Raw genomic sequence first — 26,100 nt, forward strand, 5'->3', positions numbered from 1 at the left:
TTGTTCCGGGGCATTCGCGAAACGGTATCGGCGTCGAGATCCTGATGCTAGATTTCCCGGGTCATGTCGGACAGGAGGATGACATGCCTGATAGCGTCTACAAGGTCATAGAACTGGTCGGTACCAGCAGTGACTCGTGGGAGAAAGCGGCCGCCAATGCGGTCGAGCAAGCTGCAAAATCTCTCCGCGATCTTCGCATTGCAGAGGTCGTCAAGCTCGATATGCAACTTGATGAAAAGGGAAAGGTTGAAGCCTATCGCGCCAAGCTCAACGTGTCGTTCAAGTTCGAGGGCTCCTAAGCCTCCGCACCTCGCCCGCGCTTGTGGGCGAAGATGGCTCATTGGAAACAGGCGCGTTGCGCGGTCCGCCCAACCGGGCGGTGTGACAGCTCGGAAGTTGGCCCCTAGCCTGACGGGGGACCGATATGCTTTGATGCGAGCGGCGTTTGGCAGCGTGGTGACGTCATGTACATGCTCATTCGCAAGTACACCAAGGTTCGTTCGGTAGCGGACGCCGCTCGCCGCGCCAGGAGTGGGGTCGGCCAGATCCTGAGGCAATCGCCGGGATTCAGATCTTACTATGTGCTGGATGCGGGCGAGGGTGTCGGTATCGCCGTGATGATCTTTGACGACCGCGAAAGCGCCAATACAGCGAACGACAAGATAATGGCGTTTGCTCAAGCAAGTCTACATGACCTCGATCTTGGAGTTCCCGAAATTACCACCGGCGAAGTGTTGGTGAACATAGAGCCCGATGCGTCCTCTGGCATAAGGTAGGCGCAAACGTCACAAGGTTACGTGGCGGGGGCCGCCCGCGGCTGATGCAGTCGACCTGATCCCGTCGCGTTTGCGCGCCTTCGGCATCTGCACGTCATCGGCCAGGGATATGCGACTGCGCGTTCTTTTCGAGGAGTGGCAACACCATGAAGCAACACACCTCCGAAACATTTTTCGCCGCCGCGATCGGCTGGACACCGCTCGTGCTCATGGGCACCGCGATGCCGCCAAGAGACCCCGATGAAGACGACGAAGACGAAGACGACGATGAGGAAGATGACGCTGATGAACCGCCGGTCGTGCGCGAGCCGGACGAAGACTAGACTGGTGCGCGTTCGGCAGTCTGCGCTATGATATCTCCCATGGGCTGGGATGCGAAAGACATCGCGCTTCTCACTGAACTCTGGTCCGCAGGACAGAGCGCCGCGCAGATTGCGCGCCGTCTCGGGTGCAGCCGTAATGCGGTCTGCGGCATGCTGACCCGAAGGGGCCTGAAGCGCGGCCGCAAGCCACCTACAGCAAGACCGAGCATAAGGCCGCCCCCGAAGCTGAGGCCGGCATCGTCGGCAGCCTGCGCCCGTCCAGTCGCAAAGAAGGTGTCGCGAAACACAGGGAAGAGGCCGCAGCAAGACGAATTCAGCAAGCCGCAGCTTTACGCCATTCTGGCTGAGGCGGTCAGAAACACTCGCTGATAGCTCACCCTCAAACTCGTTGCGCTCCGTCCGTGCCTGGCCCAACTCGAGGGGGCGGCCGTCGTGTACCAAGGCTTCGTCCGCTTCGCGGCTACGAAACCAGGCCCGGCACCAGACCATTGCCCATGACCTGATAGGCGATGCTCACGTCACCGCTGAGCGCGTACTGCGCCGCAGGTAAGGCGAAGTCATCCAGTCGTGCCTGCTCCAGCCGGGACGGCTTAGCTTCCTTACACTCCGTCAGTTTGTCGGGGATAGTCATGCCGGGATGAACCGCCAACACTCCGCGCCGTGGCCGGTGCGGATCAGACCATTCACTTAGTCGTGTGGTTCTCGTCCCAATGCAGTGTGGCCCGCTCTGTATCAAGGTCCTTGACGACTTCAGCCATCAGAGCCAGCGCCAGCTGATCGTCTACAAGAGGTCTCACACGTTTGAGCGCGGCAAGCTCTTTGTCGATGCTGATGCACCTATCGCACATCGGGAGACCGATCCGCCTCAGCCAATTGCCGCTCCAGCCAATCGGCTATGACTTTGTACTCCCTTTGCATCTTCTTCAATTCCTCTCTCGTTTCTTTGTGCTCTGTAAGGGCCGCCTGCAGCTGGCAATCCCGCTCTAACGCACGGTACATACGATGAGGCATTGTGACTTCCCCGTCACGCAGGATGGCGCAAGCAAACAACCTGTTCCTGATTCGGGAATTTACCTATGTGAATCATTCGGAATTTTCGAGCGGCCATTTGCGGTCTCTTGCGGGAACGGCTCCTGTGTTTTCCTCCCGAGGAACGTGTCCGGCACAGGAAATCGCATCAGGGTGTCTCGGGCTTCCGTGACGAGCTCTCGTAATCGTTCTATTTCGTTGAACTCGTGTTGGGACGGACGACAAATTCCGCGGCGCACTAGCATGGCTGCGCTCCCTGGTTGTGCAGGCGGGAGCGCAATCGGTCTCTCAGCCACCGGTGCCTACGAACAGAGCCGCTGCTGGTGATGGGCAACATCTATCATCGCGAGCAGAACTCCCCACTAACATGGGATACTTTTGGTGGTGCTTGCGGCATGCAATTAGCGAACAAGTCAATGGTTTGGAACGTTGCGCCACTCCGGAGGTTGGCCGACCAGCGTCCGAGGAGCAACAATGGTCCCCCAAGAGCAGCTGAAGAGTGAGCGCGTGAGGGTTTTGCTCGTGGAGGACGAATGGTTCATCCGATTCGACGTCGCTGAGCAGCTTCGAGGCGTGGGGCTTGAGGTTGTTGAGGCGAGCACCGCAGATGAGGCGATGGACTACATTGCATCAGGCGAGCGGATTGACGCGCTTATAACCGACGTCCGAATGCCGGGAACCCTTGATGGCCTTGCGTTGGCTGGGAGGGTACGCGATATGCAACCGATGCTCCTTATCCTCGTTGCCTCCGGAAGCATAGAATTGGAGAGCGCAGCGAGCCGCGTAGGTAGGTTCATCCGCAAGCCCTACGATCCCAAGCAGATCGCAATGCTGATCGCGGAGATGCTCGGCCCGGCGCTGTAATCTGCATGCAAACAACAACTGTGTTGATTGTCGAGCAAGATGTGCTCGTGCGCCATCCGCTGGCGGAGTACCTTCGCGAGTGTGGCTACCGCGTTGTGGAAGCAACTCACCACGACGACGCTCGTGAATGCCTCGAAGGCGGGAAACACTTTATCGATGCCGCCTTGATCGACGTAGGCGGCCCCACCGGTTCGGGGTTTGCTCTTTCTGCGTGGATTCGGAGCAACCAGCCGACTGTGAAGACGATGCTGGGCGCGACAGTCGGGAGGGTTCTCGCGTTGGCAGGTGATCTTTGCGAGGACGGTCCGCACGCCGCGAAGAGGCTGGATTATCGACCCGTGCTGGACCACATCCGCCAACTGTTGGCGACGCGAAAGCGGACGTGAGGTCCTCCGATTAGCCAGCGCATATCGCCGACATGGGGTCCGCTGTGTGACAAGAGCGGCTGTTGGCACAGGCGCGCTCCCGTGTCCGCTCCACTGCTGCCGGAAGCCGACACCACGATGGGATCAGCGTGGTTCGGCTGAGGGGCCATTGCCGCACCTCAGGACTTGGTTGTTATCCGTACTTCGTGAGACCAAGCCTGATCTTGCACGGGTCTAAATCCAATCGCCTCCCAAAACTTGGCGGCCCCATCGTTTCCTGCGTGCGCAGTCACGATGGAAACCTTGGTTGCCGCTTGCAACATCAGCGCGCTCGCTATGGTGCGGGCAATTTCGCGCCGTCTAAATCGACGGTGCACGTAAGCCGGCGCATCCGCCTGCCGGGATGCACGGTCATCGCAGGTTCGTCCGTAATTGCCCCAGTCCCAGCCAATTGGCCATCCACGCGACACGTGTAAATCGCGTGGAACATGGCTCGCTCAGACGCAAACTCCGCGGCGAAGCGGGTCAGATGCCGGTGACCATCCAGTGTCGCATCCGCCTCTAGTTCGGAAAAGTCCGCAGGCAGGGTGGCGGCGATGAGTGCGAGCGAAATGTTCATTAGGCTCCCTGCCGGACGCGACCACCTGAAGTGCTGGCTCGCCTGAAAGGTAGCGAGAATTTCTTTCGATCTGAAGGCCGCTCCGGGTCAATTACGTCACTTTGGCCGTCTGCCGTTCTCTTCCGGTCTGCCCTTGTGAACGAACCTCGTGACACCGCACCTGCTCGGCTCACACCGGCCAAGCGCACACCTCCGGTAAGATTGCAGATTCGTCTCGGGCGCCGGTACCTTTTTGCCCGACGAAGCGTGGCCGCGGCTTCCGTCGCGGCCGGCATCCCCATCGCCTTTCGATGCGAGATCCGACTGGCCGATGCAAATTACGCATAACATTCTGCAGAAGACGCCGCCTTCCGCTCCCTGAGTGAAAGTCCTCGTCAAGCTTTCGGCTGCAAGCTTCGGCATTCATTGCAGCGACAAGGGATTTCGCATGAAGAAGATCAAGATCGCGTGGCGGCTGGGCATGCTCACGCTTGGCAGTGTTCTGGCGATGATGGTTCTCGTCGGCGTGTCCCTCATCCAGTTGCGCGATCAGATGGAGGCCGAGCGGACGAGGGCGCTGCGCGGCGCGGTGGATGTGGTGGCATCGCAGATCGCAGCCTATCAGCCAGAGGTGCTGTCGGGCCGCATGAGGCGCGACGAATTGGTTGCGAGGATCAGGGAGATCGTCGCGCCATCGCGGTATGACGGCAACAACTACTTCTTCGTTTACGATTGGGACGGGCTCAATCTGGCCGACGGGGGCACGCCCGAGAACGTCGGGAAGAACCTGATCGACAAGGGCGACGTCAACGGGCGCCTGTTCCGCCGCGAGATCGTCGATCTCGCCCATAGCGCCGGCGCCGGGACCGTCACCTATCATTTCCCCCGCAACGGCCAGCCGGAGCCGCTGCGCAAACAGGCCTTCGTCAGGGCGGTTCCGGACCTGAAGCTGATGGTCATCAGTGGCATGTATGTCGACGATCTCGACGCGTCGTTCAAGGCCGCGGCGCTGCGGCTCGGAGGTCTCGCGCTGCTTGTCGTGCTCATGAGTGTGGCGTTTGCGGTTCTGATCGCAGGAACCATCTCCCGGCCGCTGCGGCGGCTCGAGGAGCGTCTGCGCAAGATCGTGTCGGGTGAGATCGAAGGGAGCATTCCAGGCTTGGACCGGCGTGACGAGATTGGCGCGATGGCCGCGGCGGTCGCCGTCCTGCGTGACCATTCGGCCGATCGGTTGTCGCTTCAGACGTCGCAAGCGCAGCTCAAGATGCAGGCGGAAAGCGAGCTGAGAGATGTTCTTGCGCGTGCGACCTCGTCCTTTGAGGAGTCAGTCGTCGGCTCGGTGGACGAGGTCGTTGCGGCGGCCGGACACATTGCCGATGCGATCCAGGAACTCGAGCGGTTCAACGCCGACAATCTATCGTGCAGCCGCACGGCGTCGGCGTCCGCAGAGGGCATCGCCGGCAGCGTGCAGACCATGGCTGCCGGAGTCGAGCAACTCGATGCCTCCACGCGCAACATCAATGGACGGGCCCAGGAAGCAAGCCAGGTGGCTGACATCGCCAGCGGCCGCGCAACCCAGGCCGGGTTAATGGTGGAGAGCATGGTGCAAGCCGCGACAAAGATCGGGAGCGTCGTGGAATTGATCAGCGATATCGCCGGTCAGACCAATTTGCTGGCGCTCAATGCGACCATCGAAGCGGCGCGCGCGGGCGAAGCGGGCCGTGGCTTTGCCGTCGTGGCGGCGGAGGTCAAGACGCTCGCGACGCAAACCGCACGCGCGACGGAGGACATCTCGTCCCAGGTGCTCGGCATCCAGTCGGCGACGCAGGCGGCGGCAAGCGAAATCGCCGCGATCGTCGACGTCATCAGGGACATCAGAGAGCAGAGCGCGACGATTGCGAGAGCGGTCCAGGAACAGAGCGGCGCCACAAGCGACATCAATCGCGCCGCCCGCAGCGCCGCGGAGGGCGCCGAGCATCTCCGGAAGTCAGTGGAGGATGTATGTTCGAAGGCCGTCATGGGCCAGTCGATTGCGCAGGGCGCGGGCTCACGCGCCGAGGCGCTGCGCAGCAGGTTTGGCGATCTGAACGAGGCGGCGTTGGGATTCGTGCGGAGACTCCAGGCTCTCCAGTCGGCAGCCTAGAGCTCCGCCTGCCGTGCCTGCGCTCCCTTTCCCGCTTGCGGGACCCGAACCCCGCCGCGACACGCAGGGAACCCGCTCCGCCTCCCGCGGGTTCTATCGCCGTGGCCCCGGCACTTTGCCGGGACAGCAAACGGGGGAAAGACGCCTGCATGCAGTGGAGCCTGCTCCGGCCGGTCGGCCTTGTCCCCGCGGCGCTTGTCCTCACCACCATGGCGGCCGGCGCCGAGGGCGGCAAATCGGCGGCGCCTTCCGAATTCCTGCTGGTGGCCCAGATCGTGCTGCTGATCGCGGTCGGCCGCGGCCTTGGCGAGATCATGCAGCGCATCGGCCAGCCTTCGGTGATCGGCGAGCTGCTCGCCGGCATCATCCTCGGTCCGTCGCTGTTCGGCTGGATCTGGCCGGAGGCGCAGGCCGCGATCTTTCCCAAAACCCCCGAGCAGAAGGCGATGCTCGACGGCATCGCGCAAGTCGGCATCCTGCTGCTGTTGTTGCTGACGGGCATGGAGACCGATCTCAAGCTGGTCAGGAAGGTCGGCAAGGCCGCGATCGCGATCTCGATCGCCGGCATCCTCGTGCCGTTCGCCTGCGGCTTCGCGCTCGGCGAATTCCTCCCTGATGCGCTGCTGCCGAAGCCGGAGCAGCGTCTCGTCGCCTCGCTGTTCATGGGCACGGCGCTGTCGATCTCCTCGGTCAAGATCGTCGCCGTGGTCGTGCGCGAGATGAATTTCATGCGCCGCAATGTCGGCCAGATCATCGTCGCGACCGCCGTGATCGACGACACGATCGGCTGGATCATCATTGCCGTCATCTTCAGCCTGGCCTCGCAGGGCACGCCTGACATCGCCTCGGTGGCGAAAGCCGTGCTCGGCACGCTCGCCTTCCTCGCCGTCAGCTTCACCATCGGTCGAAGGCTGGTGTTTCAGCTCATTCGTTGGGCCAACGACAACCTCGTCAGCGTGGCGGCGGTCATCACCGTGATCCTGCTGTTGATGGGCGTGATGGCGCTGATCACGCATGCGATCGGGGTCCATACCGTGCTCGGCGCCTTCGTCGCCGGCATCCTGGTCGGGGAGTCGCCGATCCTGACTCGGCAGATCGACGAGCGGTTGCGCGGGCTGATCTCGAGCTTCTTCATGCCGGTGTTTTTCGGGCTTGCGGGCCTCAGCGCCGATCTCTCGGTGCTGCGCGATCCCGGTCTGTTGATGCTCACCGGCCTGCTCGTCGTGATCGCAAGTCTCGGCAAGTTCGGTGGCGCCTTCGTCGGCGGCACTGTCGGCGGCCTGAGCACGCGGGAATCGCTGGCGCTGGCGAGCGGGATGAATGCGCGCGGCTCGACCGAGGTCATCATCGCCACCATCGGCCTCTCCATCGGCGTGCTCAGCCAGAATCTGTTCACGATGATCGTGACCATGGCGATCGTGACCACGATGGCGATGCCGCCGATGCTGCGCGCGGCGCTGGCAAAGCTGCCGATGAACAAGGACGAGAAGGAGCGGCTGGAGCGCGAGGAGTTCGAGAAGCGCGGCTTCGTCGCCAATCTCGAGCGTCCGTTGCTCGCGGTCGATGAGAGCGTCAATGCCACCTTCGCCGCCCACGTCGCGGGCCTGATCGCCGGCATGCGCGGCTTTCCCGTCACCGTGCTGCATATCGGCATGCGCGCCAAGCAGCAGGCCGAGGCGGAGAGCCACGAGACCGTCGTGAAGAAGGCCGCCGAAACCGTCGCCCCCAGCGGTGACGCCGGCAATGTCGACGTCGTCACCCGCGCGCGGCGCGCGGAGCTCGGCGAAACCATCACTGAGGAGGCGCGCAAGGGTTTCGATCTCCTCGTCGTCGGCGTCGACAAGGTCACCGCGACCAAGGACCGCTTCGACCGCAAGATCGAGGACATCGCTGCAAAGTTCGAGGGGCCGCTCGCGATCGTGGCGGCCAAGGGCAAGCATCTGAAGCAGCCGGTTCCCGATGGGCTCAACATCCTCGTTCCCATCTCGGGCAGCAGCATTTCCAAGCGCGGCGCCGAGGTTGCGGTGGCGCTGACGCAGGCGGGATCGGGCTCGCTGCGCGTGATCTATGTCGCGACGACGCGCGACAAGGGCGCGCAGCGCGGCGCCTCGCGCGGGCTGACCCAGGAAGCAGGCATCCTCAAGGACGCCAGCGATCTCGCCGCCCGCTACGACGTCGACCTCACCACGACCCTGCGCGTGAACCGGGCGCCGGAGGCGGCGATCCTGCGCGAGATCGACACCACCGACGTCGATCTCGTCGTCATGGGCGTCGACCGCATCCAGGGCGAGCATCTCTCCTTCGGCGGCGTCGCGGACGCGGTGCTCAGGCAGTCGAAGGTCTCGGTGCTGCTGGTCTCGAGCGGCGAGGCGCGGCAGGTGGCGAGCGAGAAGGGTTGAACGACGGTGCGCTCTTCTGCGCCCGCAATGACGGAGCAGGCACCTCACGCATGCCGCCGATGATGCCATCATGCCGGTGTTTTGCCCGACGGTGCAAGCTAAATTCTGCAAAAACGAAGTCCTTGGGCCTTTTCAACCCCATCCCTACTGTGCATGGGGTTGTTTCAAGATTTCACCGCCGCGGCCGGCTGCGCCTTCGGTGTCTTGCGTTGCTCCAGCCAGTTCTCGAATCGCTGCACCACCACGAAGAAGGCCGGCACGAACAGCACCGCGAGGCAGGTCGAGGCCAGCATGCCCGAGAACACCGTGATGCCGATCGACTTGCGGGCGCTGGCGCCGGCGCCGGTCGCGATCACCAGCGGCACCACGCCGAGGATGAAGGCGAACGAGGTCATCAGGATCGGGCGGAAGCGCGCGCGCGCCGCATCGACCGCGCTTTCCAGCACCGGCCTGCCGTCGCGGCCGTGCAGCTCGAGCCCGACCTCCACGATCAGGATCGCGTTCTTGGCGGACAGCGCGATCAGCAGGATCAGGCCGATCTGGCAGTAGAGGTTGTTCTCGATCTTCAGCCCCGAGAGGATCAGCATCGGCCCGAGCAGCGAGAGCGGCACCGCCAGGATCACCGAGATCGGCGCGTACCAGCTTTCATACTGGCCGGCGAGCACGAGATAGACCAGCAGCATGGCGAGCCCGAACACCCAGTAGATCTGGTTCGAGACCGCCTTCTCCTGGTACGACATCGCCGTCCACTCATAGCCGGTGCCCGGCGGCAGCGTCTTGTCCGCGATCTCCTCCATCAGCTCGAGCGATTGGCCGGACGAATAGCCCTGCGCCGGCAGGCCGACGATGGTCGAGGAGGGGTAGAGGTTGTAGAGGCTGATCAGCGACGGCCCGGTGACCGGCGTGATCGTGGCCACCGTGCCGATCGGGATCATGTCGCCGTTCGAGTTGCGCACCTGCATGTTGGCGATGTCGCGCTCGGTGACGCGGAAGCCGGGATCGGCCTGGGTATAGACCTGGAAGACGCGGCCGAATTTGTTGAACTGGTTGACGTAGGACGAGCCGAGATAGGTCGACAGGGCCGAGAACACGGCGTCCGTCGTCAGGTGCAGCGTCTGCGTCTTGACGCGGTCGATCTCGACGTTGAATTGCGGCACCGCCGAGCGGAACGAGGACGAGACGCGCTGGAGTGCGCTCTGGCTCTGGGCGTTGGAGACCATCGCGGCGGTGATGGCCTGCAGCTTGCCGAAATCGCTATTGCCGTCGCGCAGCTCGACCTGCATCGAGAAACCGGCGGCATTGCCGATGCCCTGGATGGGGGGCGGCGGCAGCACCAGGGTGCGTGCCTCCATGATATCGGCGACCTTGTCGTTGAGCCCGTACACCAGCGAGCGCAGGTCCTCGCCTTTGCCGCGCGCATCCCAATCCTTCAGGATGATGTAGGCGACGCCGGCATTGGCGAGGCTCGCGCTGTTGTCGAGCGCGGAGATGCCGGCGATGGTGATGACCTGTTGGACGCCGGGCGTGGCCTTGATGATGTCGGCGGCCCTGTCGAGCACCTTCTGGGTCCGCTCGAGCGAGGCGCCGTCGGGCAGTTGCACGGCGGCGATCAGGTAGCCTTGATCCTCGATCGGCAGGAAGCCGGTCGGCACCCGAGACAGGCCGTAGCCGCCGATCCCGATCAGGATCAGTGCGAATACGACCGAGACGGTTGCATGCTTGACCAGGAAAGTGATCAGCCGCGCGTAGCCGCGCTCGACGCGGTCATACACCGCATTGAAGCCGCGATAGAAGAAATTGCGCCGCTCCGGGGGCACGGCCGGACGCAGCCACAGCGCGCATTGCGTCGGTTTCAGGGTCGCCGCGTTGATGGCCGACAGCAGCGCGGTCGCCGCGATCACCAGCGCGAATTGCGAGTAGATGCGGCCCGTGAGGCCGGCGAGGAACGAGGCCGGCAGGAACACCGAGATCAGCACCAGTGTGATGCCGACGATCGGCGCGAACAGCTGGTCCATCGCCTTGATAGCGGCGTCGTGGCCGTTCATGCCCTGCTCGATATTGTGGGCGGCGCCTTCCACCACGACGATGGCGTCGTCGACGACGATGCCGATCGCCAGCACGATCGCAAACAGCGTCGACATGTTGATGGTGAATCCGAGCGCCGCCATCGCGGCGAACGCGCCGATGATGGTCACCGGCACCGTGGTCGCCGGTACCAGCATCGCGCGCCAGTCCTGCAGGAACACCAGGATCACGACCAGCACCAGCAGGCCGGCCTCGATCAGGGTCATGTAGACCTCGTGGACCGAGGCGTTCACGAATTTCGTCGTGTCGAACGGCGTGTCGTATTTGATTCCTTCCGGAAAGCGCTTGGCGAGCTCCACCATCTTCCTCTCGACCGCCTGTTCGACTTGAAGCGCGTTGGCGCCCGGCGACTGGAAAACGCCGATGCCGGTGGCGGGCTGCTTGTTCAGAGAGAAGATCTGGCTGTAGGTCTGCGCGCCGAGCTCGACCGAGCCGACGTCGCGCACGCGCGTGACGTCGCCGCTGCTGCCCGTCTTGACGATGATGTTCTCGAACTGCGTGGCGTCGTCGAGCCGCCCGTTGACGTTGAGCGTGTACTGGAACGCCTGTCCCGGCGGCGTCGGTGGCGCACCGACCTGTCCGGCCGAGACCTGCTGGCTCTGCTGCTGGATTGCCTGGATGACATCCTGCGGCACCAATCCGCGCGCCTGCAGCTTGTTCGGATCGAGCCAGATCCGCATCGAATACTGGCCGGCGCCGAACACCGTGACGTTGCCGACGCCGGGCAGGCGGGAGAGCTCGTCGCGGATGTTGATGGTGGCGTAGTTGCTCAGATAGAGGCTGTCGAAGGTCTTGTCCGGAGAGGTCAGCGTGACGAACAGCAGGATCGAGGTCGACCTCTTCTGCACGGTGACGCCCTGGTTCTGTACCGACTGCGGCAGTTGCGACAGCGCGCTGGAAACACGGTTCTGCACCAGCACCTGCGCGAAATTGAGATCGGTGCCGATCTTGAAGGTCACCGTCAGGGTGTAGGTGCCGTCGGAGCCGCTGTAGGACTGCATGTAGAGCATGTCCTCGACGCCGTTGACCTGCTGCTCGATCGGCAAGGCCACGGTGTCGATCACGGTCTTGGCGCTGGCGCCGGGATAGCGCGTCGTCACCTGCACCGTCGGCGGCACCACATCGGGATATTGGGCGATCGCGAGATTGAACAGCGCGACGCCGCCGATCAGGATCATCAGCAGCGCGATGACGTTCGAGAGGACCGGCCGCTCGATGAAGAATTTTGAGATCATGGCCGGCGCTCCTAATTGGCTGACGCCTGCGGCTGCTCGATCTTGGTTTGTTGCGGGTCGATCTTCTGGCCCGGGATCACACGCAGCAGCCCCGAAATGACCACCCGGTCATCAGGCTTCAGGCCGCTTTCGATCACGCGCAGGCCGTTGTCGGTCGGCCCAATCTGCACCTTGCGCTGCTCGACGACATTGTCATTGTTGGCCACCAGCAGATAGCGCCCGCCCTGGTCGCTGCCGAGCGCGCTGTCGGGGACGAGGAGGGCGTTCTTGTCCTGGTCGAACGGCACGCGGACGCGGACGAAATAACCGGGAAGAAGCACGCGCTTGTCGTTGGGCACGAGGCCGCGCACCGCGAGCGTGCCGGTCGACGAATTGAGGGTGGGCGCGACGTAGTCGAGCTTGCCCTCATGCGGATAGCCCGTCTCGGTCTGCAGGCCGATCTCGATCGGGAATTGCTTGAGGTCGGCGGCGGTCAATCCGCGCCGCTGCGCCTCGGCGCGGATCCGCAGCACGTCTTGCTCGTTGACAGTGAAGTTGACCCAGATCGGGTCCATCGCAACGATGGTCGCAAGCTGCGTCGGGGAGGCGACGCCGACGAGTTCGCCGACCGAGACCATGTGCGCGCTGACGATGCCGTCGAACGGCGCGCTCACTTTGGTATAGCTGTAGTTGAGCTCCGCGATCCCAGTGTTGGCACGGGCCTGCTGGAGATTGGCCTGGGCATTGTCGCGGGTCGATGTCGAGGTGTCGAGTGTCGCCTGCGAGACGGCCTGCCGCTGCACCAGTTCGGCCTGTCGGTTGAAATCGGCTTCAGCTTGCCGGACCGAGGCCTCGGCGCCAGCCTCGGCCGCCCGCGCCTGATCCAGCTTCAGCTTGTAGGTCTCCGGCTCGATCGTGAACAGCTGCGTGCCCTGCTTGACGAACGTGCCGTCCGTGTACTCGATCGTCTGCAGAAACCCCTGCACGCGTGCGACGAGATCGACGCTCTTGATCGGCGCGGTGTTGCCGGTGGCTTCGACATAGCGCGTCACGGGGCGCTGCACCGGCGTTGCGACATCGACCTTGGGTGGCGGCGGCGCCACGAAGGTGTTTTTCTCCTCGCAGCCGGCCAGCGCGACCATGGCCATAGTTGCCGCCAAAGCCTGCCCGATAGGTCTCCACGCGTGACGGCGTTGCGCGGGATAGGCGGGATACACTGAGGTCATCGGTCGCCCCCATGATTGCCTGTCGGCGCGCCAAGCTAGCAACAAATCGCCGGCCGTGGAACAGCATAGCCCTGGCAGTCACCAGCCCGCCTTGGCTGAAACGCCGACGGAACGGATACAAGGTGGAGAACTAGCGCGGCTTGATCTCCGCGTATTTCGTCATCGCCTTGTCGAACTTCCGCTTGAACAGCCACATCGCGCCCAGGATCTCGCGGAAGCTGGCCGAGCTTCGCGCCCGGTCGGCCTTGCCGAAAGCGAAGATGCTGTTGTTGCGCAAGTGCTTCATGATGGTGGGATCGGACACTCTGTAGTTCAGGAGGTCGCCGGATTTCAGCGCCGACCGCGTCGGGCTCGGGATGATCTGGGATCAGTTCGAACAGCTTCATCTGCTCGATCGGATCGGGCAGCGTCTTCACGATCGCGGGGATTTCAGCGAACAGCTCCGCATGCGCGTTCATGAGACCGTCGCGCACATTGGTCCAGTGATTGAAGCGACGATCGGTGCCGCGGGATCGCGCCTCTTCCTTGTCGTCGCGCGCGTTCAATGCGGGATTGGCGGCCGCAATCGCACCCTTGATCGCATCCCATTTGCGCTGGCCGTTGCGGTCTTCGGACGGGCCGGTCTGCAGGCTCCCCATATAGGTGTTCGAGCGCGCATTGCGGACGTTCTGCTTGCCATTCGTCTCGGCATAGAACAGCCCCAGGCTGATGCGGCCCGCAGCGTCGGCTTCAGCCGGTGCAAGTCCCTTGGCGCGCGCAATCGCGGTGCCGAGATCGACGACGTCCTTGAACGGTGTCACTGAGGCCTGCGCGCTTGCGGGCGGCGCCTCCATGATCTCGAAAATATCTGCATATTCGTCGACCAGCGGCTCGATCGCGGCGTCGAAATAAGCAGGCGGAATCCCGAACTTGTTCGGCTTACCGATGCGCGACGGCACGGCGTCCGTAAGATCCTTGTAAGTGCTGATGACAGCGACGCGCGCGAGATAAAGCGCCTGGCCGGGCAGGTTCGGCAGCTTCTGCTTCGCCTCGATCTGGCTGCGCCGTTCGGCGAGAACCGATTTGAAGTCACCGAGCGCGCGATCGTAGGCGGCTTGCGCCTCCGATTGCGTCGGGGTCAGCGCTTGCGCCTGGCTCGGGGAGGGCGCCGCGAGGAACAGCCCGAGCACCGCCATGGCCGCAGCGATGTGAGGTGGTGGTCGCATGGCGGTTCCCATGTCCCGGAGATTCGTTGGTCATGGGATCGTAAACATCAAACCCGCGATCTGGCGAGCCGCAAATCGGCCTGTCTGATCTCATCCCGCGGTCCTGTATTCCGGCGCCGATGCCAGGAATTTTGCATAGGCATCAGCGTCGGGTGGCTGGAAATGTCCGGCAAGCCCGCCGCGCTTCTGCGTCTTTGCGCCAATATCGGCCATCAACTCGTCGAAATGACGGTAATGATATGGCGCGACACACAGGCCGCCATAGACACCGGCGGCGGGCCGCTCGACGCGCTTGAAGTGCAGCATCATCTCGATGTTGTCGCGCATCTGCTGCGCCGTCGGCTGGTTCTTGAGTTGTCCGTCGGCATAGCGCACCAACCAGTTCGCGGCGAGATCGGCGCAGAGCACGGTGCAGAACGACGAGTTGAAGCCGACGAAGCCGAGGTCGGGCAGATCAGGGTTGGCGATCAGGCGGTAAAGCCGGTACTGCCCGTCCGGATCGACCAGCTTTGACTGATAGGTATCGGGCAGGAATGGCACGCCGAGCTTGTAGCCGATCGCGAGCACCGCGACGTCGGCGCCGACGCGCTCGCCGCCGCTCATCACGATGGTGTCGCCTTCATAATGATCGAACGTGCCGAACACCGCCTTGATTCGGCCGTCGGCGACCATTGGGTAGAAGCCCGGCGTTGCAAGCGGCACCGAGCAGTTGACTCCGTCCTCGATCCGCTCCTTCGGCACCATGTTGCACTTGTTGAGCTTGAGCTGGGCCTTCAGCAGGCTCTCCAGCCCGCGCCAGTTCGCCCAGATCAGCGGTCCAGCGAGACGGTATGCGAGCCTCGACATTGCGCCGATGCCCCAGCCCGGAAACATCTCCTCCTGCGCGCGGATGTAGAGGATGCGCTTGAAGTTCACGAGCCCGCCGATGAAATAGGGCAGGCGCCAGACCGGCTCGCGCATCACGATTGTGACCTCGCGCGCGCCTGACTTCACCGCGTTCACGGCGATGTCGGTCGCCGACTTCGAACCGCCGAGCACGACGACGCGGCGTCCTTTCGCCAGCGTGGGATCGTTGTATTTCGACGAGTGCAGGGTCTGCCCGCCCTGCGCAACAAAGCCGTCTTCGCCCGGGCAATGCAGCGCGCGCGGCTCGTTGAACTGCCCGGTGCACACCGCGACGAAATCGAAGTCCTCGTTCGTGGTCGCGCCGTCCTTGTTCGTCAGCGCGAGCGTCCAGCCCGGTTTGCCGTCGGCGCGTCGCGCCATGCCGGCAACGTTCGTGTTGAGGCGCAGCATGCGGTCGAGGCCGAAACTTTCCGCGTAGCCGGCGAGATAGGCATGAACCTGCGGCCCGGTTGGCCATTCCGGATAGGCCTGCGGCATGGCGCGATCGGTGTAGCGGTAGAGATCCTTGGGACTTTGCGTCTGCACGTCAGGATAGGAGCGCGCCGGCTCCCAGACGCCGCCGAGATCGGCGCTGCGCTCGACGATGGTGACGCGGTGGCCGCGGGCAGAGAACGCCTTTGCGGTGGCGAGGCCGGAGACGCCGGCGCCGATCACGCAGACATGCTTGGAGCTGACCATGGGATGGCTCGCAATCGAAGTGTTTCGCGCGCAAGCGGCCTCGTTCGGCCGCGAGGCGCGGCCGCCGGAACCGCGAGCAGGTGGGACGAGACGAGGACGTTGCTAGTCGTTGGCCTCGGGTGGCAGGAACTCGACCTCATGCAGCGCCGAGATGCGCACGACTTCGGCGGGGTCTGTCAGATTGTGGAGCTGGTTGAACAGCGCCTCCAGCTTCTGCATCGGCGAGACCCAGAACAGTGCGCGGCATGGCTTGTCGGACTTGTTGAAATAGCCATGCGGGATGCCGCGAGGCATGCGCACGAGATCACCGGCATGCGCCTTGACCCAGGCGCCGTCGAGCTTGAGGTCGAGTGTGCCTTCCTGCACCAGGATGAACTCGTCCTGGGTCGGGTGGATGTGCACCGGCACGAACTGGCCGGGATCGCTGTTGGTCTCGAACGCGAAGGTGGACTCGGTCACGGCCTTTGGGAAATAGACCTGACCCAGGATATTCCAGGTCTTGCCGCCATAGCCTGTGCCGTTTGCGGTAATGCCCTTTTCGAGTGCAGTCATGCTCGCCTCCATGTGAACTCCGGCGAGGAAGCTTCCGCCGGGACCGGTCGCCTGTCTATCCGCTAAACGAATCCCGTCGTGTTGTTGCTGTGCAGCACGACGATTTTGCCGGCGTGCCCCTTTTCGTCTCCGCGGAACTATTATAGGCTTAAAACAATTCAGCGACACGAAGCGTGGGTCGATGATGTCCGCAGCCGTGCAGCAAATGAGCACACGCTCGTCGCCAGCTGATAGGCTTGCGGCGTTCGCCCGCGTCACCACGAACGACGTCGACGAAGCGGCCGAGCAGATTGGACGCATCTTCTGCCCGCACCATCTCAAGCCGGCGCAGGCGCGTGCTTCCGGATTTTCGGCCCGACACAATTGCGCAGGGTTCGACGGGTTTTCCATCAACTACGTCGCCTATGGCGGGACCGTCAGCATCGATCCCGGCTGCCTCGACCGGTTCTTTCTTGTGCAGATCCCGCTCACGGGCACCGCCCATATTTCTGTGGGCGCCACCGGTTTTGATGTCGGGCCCGGCAGCACGGCGTCGCTTCTGTCGCCGACCCTCCCGACCCGGATGATGTGGCATGACTGTGCGCAAGCGATTTTGCTGTTTGACCGTCGTATGGTCGAGCAGCGCGCCGCAGCGCTGTCCGGCGGGGTGGCCGGTGCGGTCGAATTCGATCCCGCGATAGACCTGAACGCGCCCTCCGGCCGCCAGCTGCAGACCAGTCTGGCCGAGCTGATGATGCTCGCCGAGCGTCTCGGACCGTCCGCACGGCCCTCGCCGGCAGCGATGGCCGGCTGGCGCGAGACGCTGCTCGAACATCTTCTCAACCGCCAGCGGCATGGCCTGTCGGATGCCATAAGGACCTTCTCGGGCCGAGCCGAACGCCTGCCGCGGGCACTTCGCGCGGCGCGGGACCATCTCGCCGACAATGCCGGCGAGGCGCTTGACCTCGCACAGCTGGCCGCTGCGTCGGGGATAGGCATCCGCGCGCTCCAGCTCGGCTTCCGCCGTCACTTCGGCGTGTCGATCTCGGAGATGTTGCTCGATATCAGGCTTGCCGGCCTCCATGCCCGGCTCGTGCTGGCATCGCCAGGCGTGTCCATCACCGACATCGCTTTCGATCTCGGCTTCACCCATCTCGGCCGCATGTCCGGAGCCTACCGCCAAAAATTCGGCGAAACGCCGTCGGCAACGCTGCGACGGCGGATGAGCTCGCGTTTATTGTCCTGATCGCGTTGCCCGCTCGTCGCTCTCCTGCTTCCGCAAGAAGCCTTCGAGCTCGGCCTGCACCGAATAGGGCGTCGGGATCGGATCGCCGGCGGCATCGACGGCGGTGTCGAGCGAGCGGCGCAGCATGCGTGCCAGCTCGGCCTTGCGGTAGGGCTTTGTCAGAAGCGGCGCACCCATGGTGGCGCGTATCGGTCCATGCGGGGCGTCGTGGGCATAGCCCGACGTGAACAGCACCCGCAACGAGGGCCGCGCGGCGACCATCTCGTCGGCGAGCTCCCGTCCATTCAGGGCGCCGGCCATCACGATGTCGGTGAACAGCAGATCAAACTGCGTCCCCTTCGCCGCGATGGCCAGCGCGTCGCTGGCGTTGGCGGCCGGGATGACCTTGTAGCCGAGGCTTTCGAGCTGGAGCGTGACGTAGTGACGGACATCGCGGTCGTCCTCGACACAGAGGATGGTTTCCGTCCCGCCCACGATCTTGCGTTCGTCGTAGCCGGCCGGGCGGAGCACACTGGTCTCGGCTTTCGGGAGATAGATCGTGAACGTCGTGCCGCAGCCCTCGGCTGAATCGACCTTGATGCCGCCGCCCGACTGCTTGACGAAGCCGAACACCATGCTGAGGCCGAGCCCCGTGCCCTTGCCGACGTCCTTGGTCGAGAAGAACGGATCGAAGATGCGTTCGGCGATCGCCTGCGGAATGCCCGTGCCGGTGTCGGCGATCTCGATCTCGACATAGTCGCCGGCGTAGCCGGCGCCGACCGCGACGGCTTCGCGGACGCCGAAGACGACGTTGCGCGTCGACAGCGTCAACCGGCCGCCCTCGGGCATCGCGTCGCGGGCGTTGATCGCGAGGTTGAGCAAGGCCGATGAGAGCTGGCCGCGGTCGGCGAAGGCGAGCCAGGCGCTGCCGTCGAGCCTGGTCTTGATCGCAATCTTCTTGTCGAAGGTCGCCAGCAGCAGTTTTGAAAGCTCTTCGAGCAGGTCGTTGACGTCGATCTCGGCCGGCTGGAGCGCCTGCTTGCGCGCAAAGGACAGCAGGCTGGACGTCAGCGCGGCGCCGCGATCGGCGGCCTCGCTGATCAGCTTGGTGATGGTCGCGAGCGGTGGATTGTCCCTCACGGCGTCGGCGAGGGTCTCGATCGTGCCCGTGATCACCGTGAGCATGTTGTTGAATTCATGCGCGATGCCGCCGGTGAGCTGGCCGACCGCTTCCATCTTCTGCGCCTGGATCAGTTGCTCCTCGGCGGCGCGCTTTTGCGTCACGTCCTTGATGAAGACGTTGATCATGGTTTGACTGCCGAGGCGGAGCGCGGTGCTCGACGCCTCGATCAGGATCTCGTTCCCTTCCCGGTGCAGCAGCGTCGCCTCGAACCGGATGCCGATCGGCGTATTCGAGAGTTCCGGCAGGAGGCGCATCATGCGCTGCCTGAACACGTCGCGGAGCGGCTCGGCGATGAGAAGGTCGACGACATCAGAGCCGAGGGCCTCCCTGCGCGTCCATCCGGTCAGCGCCTCGGCCTGAACGCTCCACTCCACGATGATCCCGTTGGCGTCGGTCTGAACGAAAGCATCCAGCGCGGTCTTGATGACGGCCTGGGTCATTTGCGCACTCGACAGCGCCTGCTCGGCCAGTTGCGCTGCAGCGCGCTTGTCCTGCACCGTCTCGATCGTGCGCGTGCAGAGCCGCGCGAGCAGCATCGCGCCGGCGCCACTTGCGAGCACGGCGACGATCTGGGCAACGCCGAACCCGGGTCCGGCCACAAAATTGGAGACGAGGAGAGCGACGGCGGTCATGATGACCTGAGCGGTCATCGCGACTGTCAGAAGCCCCCTGAGTTTCATGCTCTCACACCAACGACGTCAGGCGCGGCGGATCCCGAGGTCCGCCTGGTCAAGTGAGTCCGGCTCCATGTCAGCTCCAGACTCCCTGCGCGCCGCGCATCCCGGCACTGATTGACAGCTTTGTCAGCCGTGATGCATTTTGGCAGAAAATTTAGAAACACGAAAGCGACCCCTCTGATGTCTCCGCCGCTCAACCATATCGACAGCGATGAACGCCTGCGGGCGCAGGTGGACGTCGTCGTCATCGGCGGCGGCGTCATCGGCGTCTCCGCGGCCTATCATCTGGCCAGGAGAGGCCTCTCCGTCGCGCTGATCGAGAAGGGACATGTCGGTGGCGAGCAGTCGAGCCGCAATTGGGGCTGGTGCCGTCAGCAGGGCCGTGCGCGTGAGGAAATTCCGCTCGCGCGCGAAGCGCTGCGGCTGTGGGAGGACATGCAGAACGACGCCGGCGTCGATGCCGGCTTCCGCCGCACCGGCGTGCTGTTCCTGACCAAAAGCAAGGACGAACTCGCCAGCTGGGAGCGCTGGGCGGCGGTCGCACGCGAGATGCAGGTGCACTCGACCGTGCTGACGCCCGCCGAAATTGCCGAGCGGATGCCGGGGAATATCGACAAATGGGTCGGCGGCCTGCACACACCGAGCGACGGGCGCGCCGAGCCGTCGATGGCCGTGCCTGCGCTCGCGATGGCTGCGCGCAAGCACGGCGTCACCATTCATCAGGGCTGCGCCGCGCGCGGACTGGAAACGACAGGCGGAAAGGTCAGCGCCGTGGTCACCGAGAAGGGCACCATCCGCACGCAGGCGGTGCTGCTGTCGGGCGGAGCGTGGTCATCGCTGTTCTGCCGCCGTCATGGCATCGAGCTGCCGATCGGCCTCGTCAACGCCACAGCGTGCCGGACCACGCCGGCGCCGGAGATCACGACCGGCGCAGTCGGAACTGACCTCTACTGCATCCGTCGCCGCCTCGACGGCGGCTTTACGCTGGCGCTGCGCAATCGCGGCACGGTCGAACTCTCGCCGGACCTGTTCCGCTACGCGCGCACCTTCTGGCCGACCTATCTGCACCGCCGCAACGGCCTGAAGATGTCGTTCGGCAAGTCGTTCTTCAATCAACTGGCCCGCGGCACCAACTGGAGCTTCGACAAGCCGTCACCGTTCGAGGCCGAACGCGTGCGCGATCCCGAGCCTGATATGTCGCTGGTCAATGCGGCGCTGGCCGCGCTGATCAAGGCGAACCCGGAGCTCAAGGACATCGAGATCGCGGAAGCCTGGGGCGGCACCATCGACTGCACGCCGGATACCATCCCCGTGATCTCGCCGGTCGATGCGCTGCCTGGCTTCTTCCTTGCCACCGGCTTCTCCGGCCACGGCTTCGGCATCGGCCCTGCAGCCGGCAAGCTCGCCGCCGACATCGTCACCGGCGCGACGCCGCTGGTCGATCCCGCGGCCTACAGCCACAAGCGCATGATCGACGGAAGGCGGCTCGCGCCGGTCAGCCCGTTCTGAAGGCCGCATCACGGCTTTCGACGACGCCGACATGATGCGCGGAGGGCGTCTCACGAATTCACGTGCACGAAATCCCGAAGCAGCGGATAGATCTCGTTGTTCCAGCGCTTGCCTGAGAACACGCCATAGTGGCCGACGCCGGCCTGCATGTGATGCACTCGGCGATAGGCGCGCACGCCGGTGCAGAGGTCTTGCGCCGCGAGCGTCTGGCCGATCGAGCAGATGTCGTCCTTCTCGCCCTCGACCGTCATCAGCCCCATGCGGCTGATGGCCCTGGTGTCCACGGGACGGCCGCGATGCATCAGCCTGCCCTGCGGCAGCAGATGTTCCTGGAACACGTCGCGCACGGTCTCGATGTAGAACTCGGCCGGCAGGTCCATGACCGCGAAATATTCGTCATAAAAGGTCTTGATGCTGGCCGCCTTCTCCTTCTCGCCCTTGGCGATGTGATTGGCGAGATCCATGTGCTGCTTGATGTGGCGCTCGAGATTCATCGAGACGAAGGCGGTGAGCTGCACGAAGCCGGGATAGACTTTGCGGAGCGCGCCGCGGCACTGCACGGGCACGTAGTTGATCAGGTTTCGTTCGAACCATTCAATCGGCTTGCTCTTGGCGAACTCGTTGACCTTGGTCGGCTGGATCCGGGTGTCGATCGGCCCCGCCATCAGCGTCAGCGTTGCCGGCCGCGACGGATGATTGCCCTCGCACATGATGGCGGCAGCCGCGAGCGCCGAAACCGAAGGCTGGCAGATCGCAACCATATGCGGGCGCGGCCCCAAGTGCCCGAGAAAGTCGATCAGGTGCTCGGTATAGTCGTCGAGCCCGAAACGGCCCTCGCTGCGCGGAATGTCGCGCGGATTGTGCCAGTCGGTGATGTAGACGTCGTGGTCCTGCAGCAGCGTCTTCACGGTGCCGCGCAGCAGCGTCGCGAAATGGCCGGACATCGGCGCCACGAGCAGCATGCGCGGCTGCTCGCTCACGCCGTCCTTTCTGAAGTGCAGCAGCGAGCCGAACGGGGTCGCGTAAGCGACCTCCTCGGTGACGCCGATTTGGCGATTGCCGACCATCACGCTGTCGATGCCGTAGGCCGGTCGGTCGTAGGTGAGGGTCGAGCGCGAGATCAGCTCCATTGCCGCCGAGAGCCGGCCGACGACGTGGTCCGACATCCCCTGCGGTACCAGATTGAGGAATTTCAGCGCCGACGAGGCTCCCGCCCGCCACGGGGCGGTCAGGTCCATCTGGTTCTGAAACGCCTGATAATACATCGACATCATACTGAAGCGCCCACCCTATCCCCTGCATCCATGCAATATCGGAGCCAAGCAGAAGAGGCTTGCCCGGAATTGGCACGTCACTTGCTGCGCGTTTGGCTGGATACGTGAGGGAAGCGCCCCATGGCGAAGGCGACACTGACCATCAGCAGCAAGAATTACTCGTCCTGGTCGCTGCGGGGCTGGCTGCTGACGAAATTTTCCGGGATCGATTTCGAGGAGATCGTCACCGCGCCGGATGACGCCTCGGCGCGTGCTGAAATCCTGTTGCTGTCGTCCTCGATCCTGGTGCCCTGCCTGCGCCATGACGGCGCCACGGTCTGGGATACGCTGGCGATTGCCGAATATCTCAACGAGGTGATGCCTGATGCCGGCCTGTTGCCGGCCGATCGTGTCCAGCGCGCGCATTGCCGCTCGATCTCAGGCGAAATCCATTCCGGCTTCAGCACGCTGCGCGCCTCGCTGCCGGTCAATCTGAAGGGGCACTTCCCCGGCTTCAAGATCTGGTCGCGCGCGCAGGCGGACATCGACCGGGTCTGGTCGATCTGGCGTGATTGTCTGGCCAGGTCAGGTGGTCCGTTCCTGTTCGGCGAGACGCGCACCATGGCGGACGCGATGTACGCCCCCGTGGTGACGCGCTTCGCCACCTATGACGTCAGGCTCGAGCCAGTTCTCAAGGCCTACGCCGACACCATCATGGCAATGCCGGAGATGAAGGAATGGGTGGCGGCGGCGAGGGAAGAGCCGGCCGAGATCGAGGAGCTCGAGGTCGAATATTAGGCAGGCGGCGGGCGGCTCTGCCCGTTTCCGGGGCGGGGACAGCCAGGGTCCTCGCCGACCTCCATGCCCTTGCCATCGTTAACCTTTGGCGCCGGTCGGCGGCGTCGGGCCGCAATTGCCCTGCGCAGATCTTGTGCGTGGCGGCAGGGCCTTGTCGAGATCTAGCCGTGAACAGGCGCGTACGAGACGATCAGGCTGATTCGGACGCGATTCGTTCGGGCCGCGTTCCCTTGGTTAAGGCAGAGCGCGGCCCCGTTGCATTTTGAGACAGAAGCTGGCCGTCAGGCCACGCCGGAATGCTTCATGCGGGGCACTCGCCATCCGATGACGGTTGCCTCGACCGGGACGCCGGCCGCATGGTTCTGCCAGCGTCCCTCGACATAGCGGCAGGCAAACGGAAGCTGATACGTTCCGCTGTGATCCTCACACAGCACTTCGACCGGCAGGCCGGGAGGCGGTTCTCCGGCGCCATCGAACTCCGCCAGTCGTCTATCGCGCGTTGCCATTCCAAAAATCTCCCCTAATCAAAGCCGCGGAGAGAGCGCCCACTTCTTCCGCGCGCGGTTTACTGCTCCCCCTCCAAGGGGAACACGCCAAGCTCAACGCGAGAATGCGGTGCGAGTGTGGTAGCCTCGCGCGGCGGCGCGCAATCGGCGCACATTGCCGTGATCATCTTGATGAGGAACCTGAATGCTGCGCCGGACCATCGTCGTTTGCGTCGCCATGTTACCGTTCGTCGCGCACATGCCGGTGCGGGCGCAGGACGTCCCGGGCATCGAGATCTGCACGGTCGAGAAGACCATGGAGCGGCGCACCAGCTGTCTCCAGAGCAACGTCGACTTCCTCCAGAAGACCATCGCCCGGCTCAATCTCGATCACCAGCAGAAGCTGGACGCCGCGAACCGCCAGATCGACGCGCTGAAGGTGACGCTCGCAGGCCTCCAGAAGACCATCGGCGATCTCCAGGCCGCGCAGACGAAGCAGGCCGAGGATCTGAAGAAGAAGCAGGACGCACCACCGCCGAAAGAGGCGAAGGACAAGTAAGCCCGAGGCGCGAGAGCAATCCCGATCAAGCGCAGCGGAGAGCGCAAGCGCAGCATCGCATCGCTTCGAAGGAGAAACGTGATCCATGAACCCGGCCCAGCGCGCGCTCTGGTATATCGAGAGCCATCTGGCCGAGCCGATGACGCTCGACGAGATCGCTGCGATCTCAGGCGTGTCGCGGTTCCACCTGGTGCGTGCGTTTGCCGCCGCCACCGGCTTGCCGGTGATGCGCTACGTGCGTGCACGGCGGCTGAGTGAGGCGGCGCGCAGTCTTGCCAAGGGCGCGCCGGACATTCTGTCACTGGCGCTGGAGGCGGATTACGGCTCGCACGAAGCATTCACCCGCGCGTTCCGCGACCATTTCGGAACCACGCCCGAAGCGGTGAGGGCGGCGACGTGCACCGACCAGCTCAAGCTACAGGAGCCGATTCTCATGGATTCCACCATGTCAGACAATCTCAAAGCCCCGCGTTTCGAAACCGCGAAAGCCTTCCTCGTCGCCGGCCTTGGCGAGCGCATCTCCTGCGACAACGGCGCCATCATTCCCGGAATGTGGGCCCGCTTCCACCAGGAGGTCGCCGACATTCCCGAACGCATCGGCCGAGGGAAGGATCAGGTCGCCTACGGGGTCTGCTGCAACGGCGATGATTCCGGCAATTTCGATTACATTGCCGGCGTCGAGGTCGCTGATTTCTCCGACCTGCCGCGCGGTCTCACGCGTATCCGCATTCCCGAGCAGCGCTACGCGGTGTTCACCCATACCGACCACGTCGCCTCGGTCAGGCGCACCGTCAACGCGATCTGGAATCAATGGCTGCCGGCCTCCGGCCTGAAGGCCGCCGACGCGCCGAACTTCGAGCGCTACGACGGGACGTTCGATCCGGTGACCGGCAATGGCGGCTTCGAGATTTGGATACCGGTGCGAGAATAACGCGCAACGCTGGCATACCGTGCCGCTTGCTTGGCAAGGGAGATCGACTTTGTCATAACCGCTGGCAAAACTTGCCAGCGGGGCCCGTGCCGGACATCCCGAGCAAGCGATAACAAGCAGCCGGGAGGGTCCCCAAATGCCTGACGTCCGTGTTCTCGCCACCGATCTCGAATTTCCCGAAGGTCCGGTCGTGATGCCTGACGGATCAGTGGTGCTGGTGGAAATCCGCGGCCAGCGTCTGACCCGCGTTTACCCTGATGGCCGCAAGGAGATCGTTGCGAAAGTGCCAGGTGGCCCCAACGGCGCAGCGCTGGGCCCCGACGGAAAAATCTACATCTGCAACAATGGCGGCTTCTCCTGGATCCCGACCGGCAAGATGATCATGCCGGGGCCGCAGCCCGATGATTACCTCGGCGGCTCGATCCAGCGCATCGACCTGCAAACCGGCAAGATCGAAACCGTCGTCACCAAATGCGGCGAGCACGATCTGCGCGGGCCGAACGATCTCGTGTTCGACAAGCACGGCGGCCTCTGGTTCTCCGATCTCGGCAAGCGCCGCCCGCGCGAGATGGACGTCGGCGGCATGTATTATCTCAAGCCCGGGATGACAGAGATCGTGGAAGTCGTGCACGGCGTGCTGCCGGCCAACGGCATCGGGCTCTCGCCCGATGAAAACACCGTCTACATCGCGGAGACGCCGACGGGCCGGCTCTGGGCCTATGAGCTCTCCGCGCCCGGCACGCTGAAGCCGCGCGACGCCGTCTATCGCGGCGAGCGGGGCAAGCCGATCTGCGGCCTCGGCGGCTACCAGATGTTCGACTCGCTCGCGGTCGAGGCCAACGGCAATGTCTGCGTCGCCACGCTCGTCTCCGGCTGCATCTCGGTGATCGCGCCCGATGGCACCCTGGTCGAGCAGATCCCGACCGGCGATCGCGTCACCACCAACATCGCCTTCGGTGGCCCCGAGCTGAAGACCGCCTACATCACGCTGTCAGGCAAGGGCGAGCTCGTCAGCATGAACTGGCCCCGCGGCGGTTTGCCTCTCAATTTCCTAAACAAATAAAGGGTGCTAGTTACGGTCATTGCGAGCGGAGCGAAGCAATCCAGGAATGCCTCGGCGTGCCAGCCTGGATTGCTT

General features: G+C 63.9%; 23 protein-coding genes and 1 pseudogene. 14 read left to right on the forward strand and 10 right to left on the reverse strand.

Features of this window, described 5'->3' with window-relative positions:
- Positions 1-83 precede the first annotated feature (83 nt).
- The 4 genes from ACVWZ4_RS19925 (at position 84) to ACVWZ4_RS19940 (ending at position 1,468) form a co-directional block, all read left to right on the forward strand.
- Positions 84-299 carry a dodecin family protein gene (locus ACVWZ4_RS19925; RefSeq protein ID WP_456699149.1) on the forward strand — a complete coding sequence of 72 codons (216 nt, stop codon included), beginning with the start codon at positions 84-86 and terminating at the stop codon, positions 297-299.
- 165 nt (positions 300-464) lie between these two features.
- Positions 465-776 (forward strand): hypothetical protein, encoded by a 312-nt coding sequence (locus tag ACVWZ4_RS19930; RefSeq protein ID WP_456736067.1) that lies wholly within the window; start codon positions 465-467, stop codon positions 774-776.
- Between the two features lie 146 nt (positions 777-922).
- Positions 923-1,099, forward strand: a complete 177-nt coding sequence (locus tag ACVWZ4_RS19935; protein ID WP_456699147.1) for a hypothetical protein — start codon at positions 923-925, stop codon at positions 1,097-1,099.
- 39 nt (positions 1,100-1,138) lie between these two features.
- Positions 1,139-1,468: a GcrA family cell cycle regulator gene (locus ACVWZ4_RS19940; protein ID WP_456741013.1), complete on the forward strand. Its 330-nt coding sequence runs from the start codon at positions 1,139-1,141 to the stop codon at positions 1,466-1,468.
- Between the two features lie 91 nt (positions 1,469-1,559).
- Here the strand turns inward: ACVWZ4_RS19940 and ACVWZ4_RS19945 are convergent, their stop codons facing one another.
- Positions 1,560-1,730: a hypothetical protein gene (locus ACVWZ4_RS19945; protein ID WP_456741014.1), complete on the reverse strand. Its 171-nt coding sequence runs from the start codon at positions 1,728-1,730 to the stop codon at positions 1,560-1,562.
- A gap of 872 nt (positions 1,731-2,602) precedes the next feature.
- On the opposite strand from ACVWZ4_RS19945, the gene ACVWZ4_RS19950 reads away from it, so the two are divergent.
- Both ACVWZ4_RS19950 and ACVWZ4_RS19955 read left to right on the forward strand, forming a co-directional pair.
- A complete protein-coding gene (locus tag ACVWZ4_RS19950) occupies positions 2,603-2,992 on the forward strand; it encodes a response regulator (RefSeq protein ID WP_456699144.1) in 390 nt (129 codons plus the stop codon).
- Between the two features lie 5 nt (positions 2,993-2,997).
- Positions 2,998-3,378 (forward strand): response regulator, encoded by a 381-nt coding sequence (locus tag ACVWZ4_RS19955; RefSeq protein WP_456741015.1) that lies wholly within the window; start codon positions 2,998-3,000, stop codon positions 3,376-3,378.
- Between the two features lie 313 nt (positions 3,379-3,691).
- Here ACVWZ4_RS19955 and ACVWZ4_RS19960 read toward each other — a convergent pair whose 3' ends face one another.
- A complete protein-coding gene (locus ACVWZ4_RS19960; protein ID WP_456736064.1) occupies positions 3,692-3,976 on the reverse strand; it encodes a hypothetical protein in 285 nt (94 codons plus the stop codon).
- Between the two features lie 427 nt (positions 3,977-4,403).
- Between ACVWZ4_RS19960 and ACVWZ4_RS19965 the strand changes: the two genes are divergently transcribed.
- Complete coding sequence (locus tag ACVWZ4_RS19965; RefSeq protein ID WP_456790313.1) at positions 4,404-6,098, forward strand: methyl-accepting chemotaxis protein; 1,695 nt, start codon at positions 4,404-4,406, stop codon at positions 6,096-6,098.
- Positions 6,099-6,247: 149 nt separating this feature from the next.
- Positions 6,248-8,497, forward strand: coding sequence for a cation:proton antiporter domain-containing protein (locus tag ACVWZ4_RS19970; RefSeq protein WP_456738216.1), 2,250 nt, complete (start codon positions 6,248-6,250; stop codon positions 8,495-8,497).
- 164 nt (positions 8,498-8,661) lie between these two features.
- On the opposite strand, the gene ACVWZ4_RS19975 is transcribed toward ACVWZ4_RS19970, so the two are convergent.
- From ACVWZ4_RS19975 to ACVWZ4_RS19995, 5 genes and pseudogenes are all read right to left on the reverse strand, one after another.
- Positions 8,662-11,817, reverse strand: coding sequence for an efflux RND transporter permease subunit (locus tag ACVWZ4_RS19975; protein WP_456741016.1), 3,156 nt, complete (start codon positions 11,815-11,817; stop codon positions 8,662-8,664).
- A gap of 11 nt (positions 11,818-11,828) precedes the next feature.
- Positions 11,829-13,022 (reverse strand): efflux RND transporter periplasmic adaptor subunit, encoded by a 1,194-nt coding sequence (locus ACVWZ4_RS19980; protein ID WP_456741017.1) that lies wholly within the window; start codon positions 13,020-13,022, stop codon positions 11,829-11,831.
- Between the two features lie 130 nt (positions 13,023-13,152).
- A pseudogene (locus ACVWZ4_RS19985) lies at positions 13,153-14,197 on the reverse strand (hypothetical protein).
- A gap of 120 nt (positions 14,198-14,317) precedes the next feature.
- Positions 14,318-15,811, reverse strand: coding sequence for a flavin-containing monooxygenase (locus tag ACVWZ4_RS19990; protein ID WP_456699136.1), 1,494 nt, complete (start codon positions 15,809-15,811; stop codon positions 14,318-14,320).
- A 102-nt stretch (positions 15,812-15,913) separates the two neighbouring features.
- A complete protein-coding gene (locus ACVWZ4_RS19995; protein WP_456699135.1) occupies positions 15,914-16,363 on the reverse strand; it encodes a cupin domain-containing protein in 450 nt (149 codons plus the stop codon).
- A gap of 184 nt (positions 16,364-16,547) precedes the next feature.
- Between ACVWZ4_RS19995 and ACVWZ4_RS20000 the strand changes: the two genes are divergently transcribed.
- Complete coding sequence (locus ACVWZ4_RS20000; protein ID WP_456790508.1) at positions 16,548-17,588, forward strand: AraC family transcriptional regulator; 1,041 nt, start codon at positions 16,548-16,550, stop codon at positions 17,586-17,588.
- Here ACVWZ4_RS20000 and ACVWZ4_RS20005 read toward each other — a convergent pair.
- Positions 17,577-19,430, reverse strand: a complete 1,854-nt coding sequence (locus tag ACVWZ4_RS20005; protein WP_456699134.1) for an ATP-binding protein — start codon at positions 19,428-19,430, stop codon at positions 17,577-17,579. The genes ACVWZ4_RS20000 and ACVWZ4_RS20005 overlap by 12 nt on opposite strands.
- 177 nt (positions 19,431-19,607) lie before the next feature.
- Here ACVWZ4_RS20005 and ACVWZ4_RS20010 point away from each other — a divergent pair, with 177 nt between their 5' ends.
- Positions 19,608-20,936 carry an NAD(P)/FAD-dependent oxidoreductase gene (locus ACVWZ4_RS20010; protein ID WP_456741019.1) on the forward strand — a complete coding sequence of 443 codons (1,329 nt, stop codon included), beginning with the start codon at positions 19,608-19,610 and terminating at the stop codon, positions 20,934-20,936.
- Between the two features lie 50 nt (positions 20,937-20,986).
- Here ACVWZ4_RS20010 and ACVWZ4_RS20015 read toward each other — a convergent pair whose 3' ends face one another.
- Positions 20,987-22,210, reverse strand: a complete 1,224-nt coding sequence (locus ACVWZ4_RS20015) for a polyhydroxyalkanoate depolymerase (protein ID WP_456699132.1) — start codon at positions 22,208-22,210, stop codon at positions 20,987-20,989.
- A 120-nt stretch (positions 22,211-22,330) separates the two neighbouring features.
- Between ACVWZ4_RS20015 and ACVWZ4_RS20020 the strand changes: the two genes are divergently transcribed.
- The gene (locus ACVWZ4_RS20020) at positions 22,331-22,987 is read left to right on the forward strand and encodes a glutathione S-transferase family protein (RefSeq protein ID WP_456699131.1); all 657 of its coding nucleotides are present in this window, start codon (positions 22,331-22,333) and stop codon (positions 22,985-22,987) included.
- A 281-nt stretch (positions 22,988-23,268) separates the two neighbouring features.
- Here the strand turns inward: ACVWZ4_RS20020 and ACVWZ4_RS20025 are convergent, their stop codons facing one another.
- Positions 23,269-23,493 carry a hypothetical protein gene (locus tag ACVWZ4_RS20025; RefSeq protein WP_092239630.1) on the reverse strand — a complete coding sequence of 75 codons (225 nt, stop codon included), beginning with the start codon at positions 23,491-23,493 and terminating at the stop codon, positions 23,269-23,271.
- Between the two features lie 184 nt (positions 23,494-23,677).
- Between ACVWZ4_RS20025 and ACVWZ4_RS20030 the strand changes: the two genes are divergently transcribed.
- The 3 genes from ACVWZ4_RS20030 to ACVWZ4_RS20040 all read left to right on the forward strand — a co-directional run bounded on the left by ACVWZ4_RS20030 (position 23,678) and on the right by ACVWZ4_RS20040 (position 26,025).
- The gene (locus tag ACVWZ4_RS20030) at positions 23,678-24,031 is read left to right on the forward strand and encodes a hypothetical protein (RefSeq protein WP_456699130.1); all 354 of its coding nucleotides are present in this window, start codon (positions 23,678-23,680) and stop codon (positions 24,029-24,031) included.
- Positions 24,032-24,116: 85 nt separating this feature from the next.
- Entirely contained in the window at positions 24,117-24,962 is an 846-nt protein-coding gene (locus ACVWZ4_RS20035; RefSeq protein WP_456741020.1) for an AraC family transcriptional regulator, read from the forward strand.
- A gap of 136 nt (positions 24,963-25,098) precedes the next feature.
- Positions 25,099-26,025, forward strand: coding sequence for an SMP-30/gluconolactonase/LRE family protein (locus tag ACVWZ4_RS20040; RefSeq protein WP_456741021.1), 927 nt, complete (start codon positions 25,099-25,101; stop codon positions 26,023-26,025).
- The last annotated feature ends 75 nt before the right edge of the window (positions 26,026-26,100 follow it).

This window comes from Bradyrhizobium sp. USDA 4472, assembly GCF_054058595.1.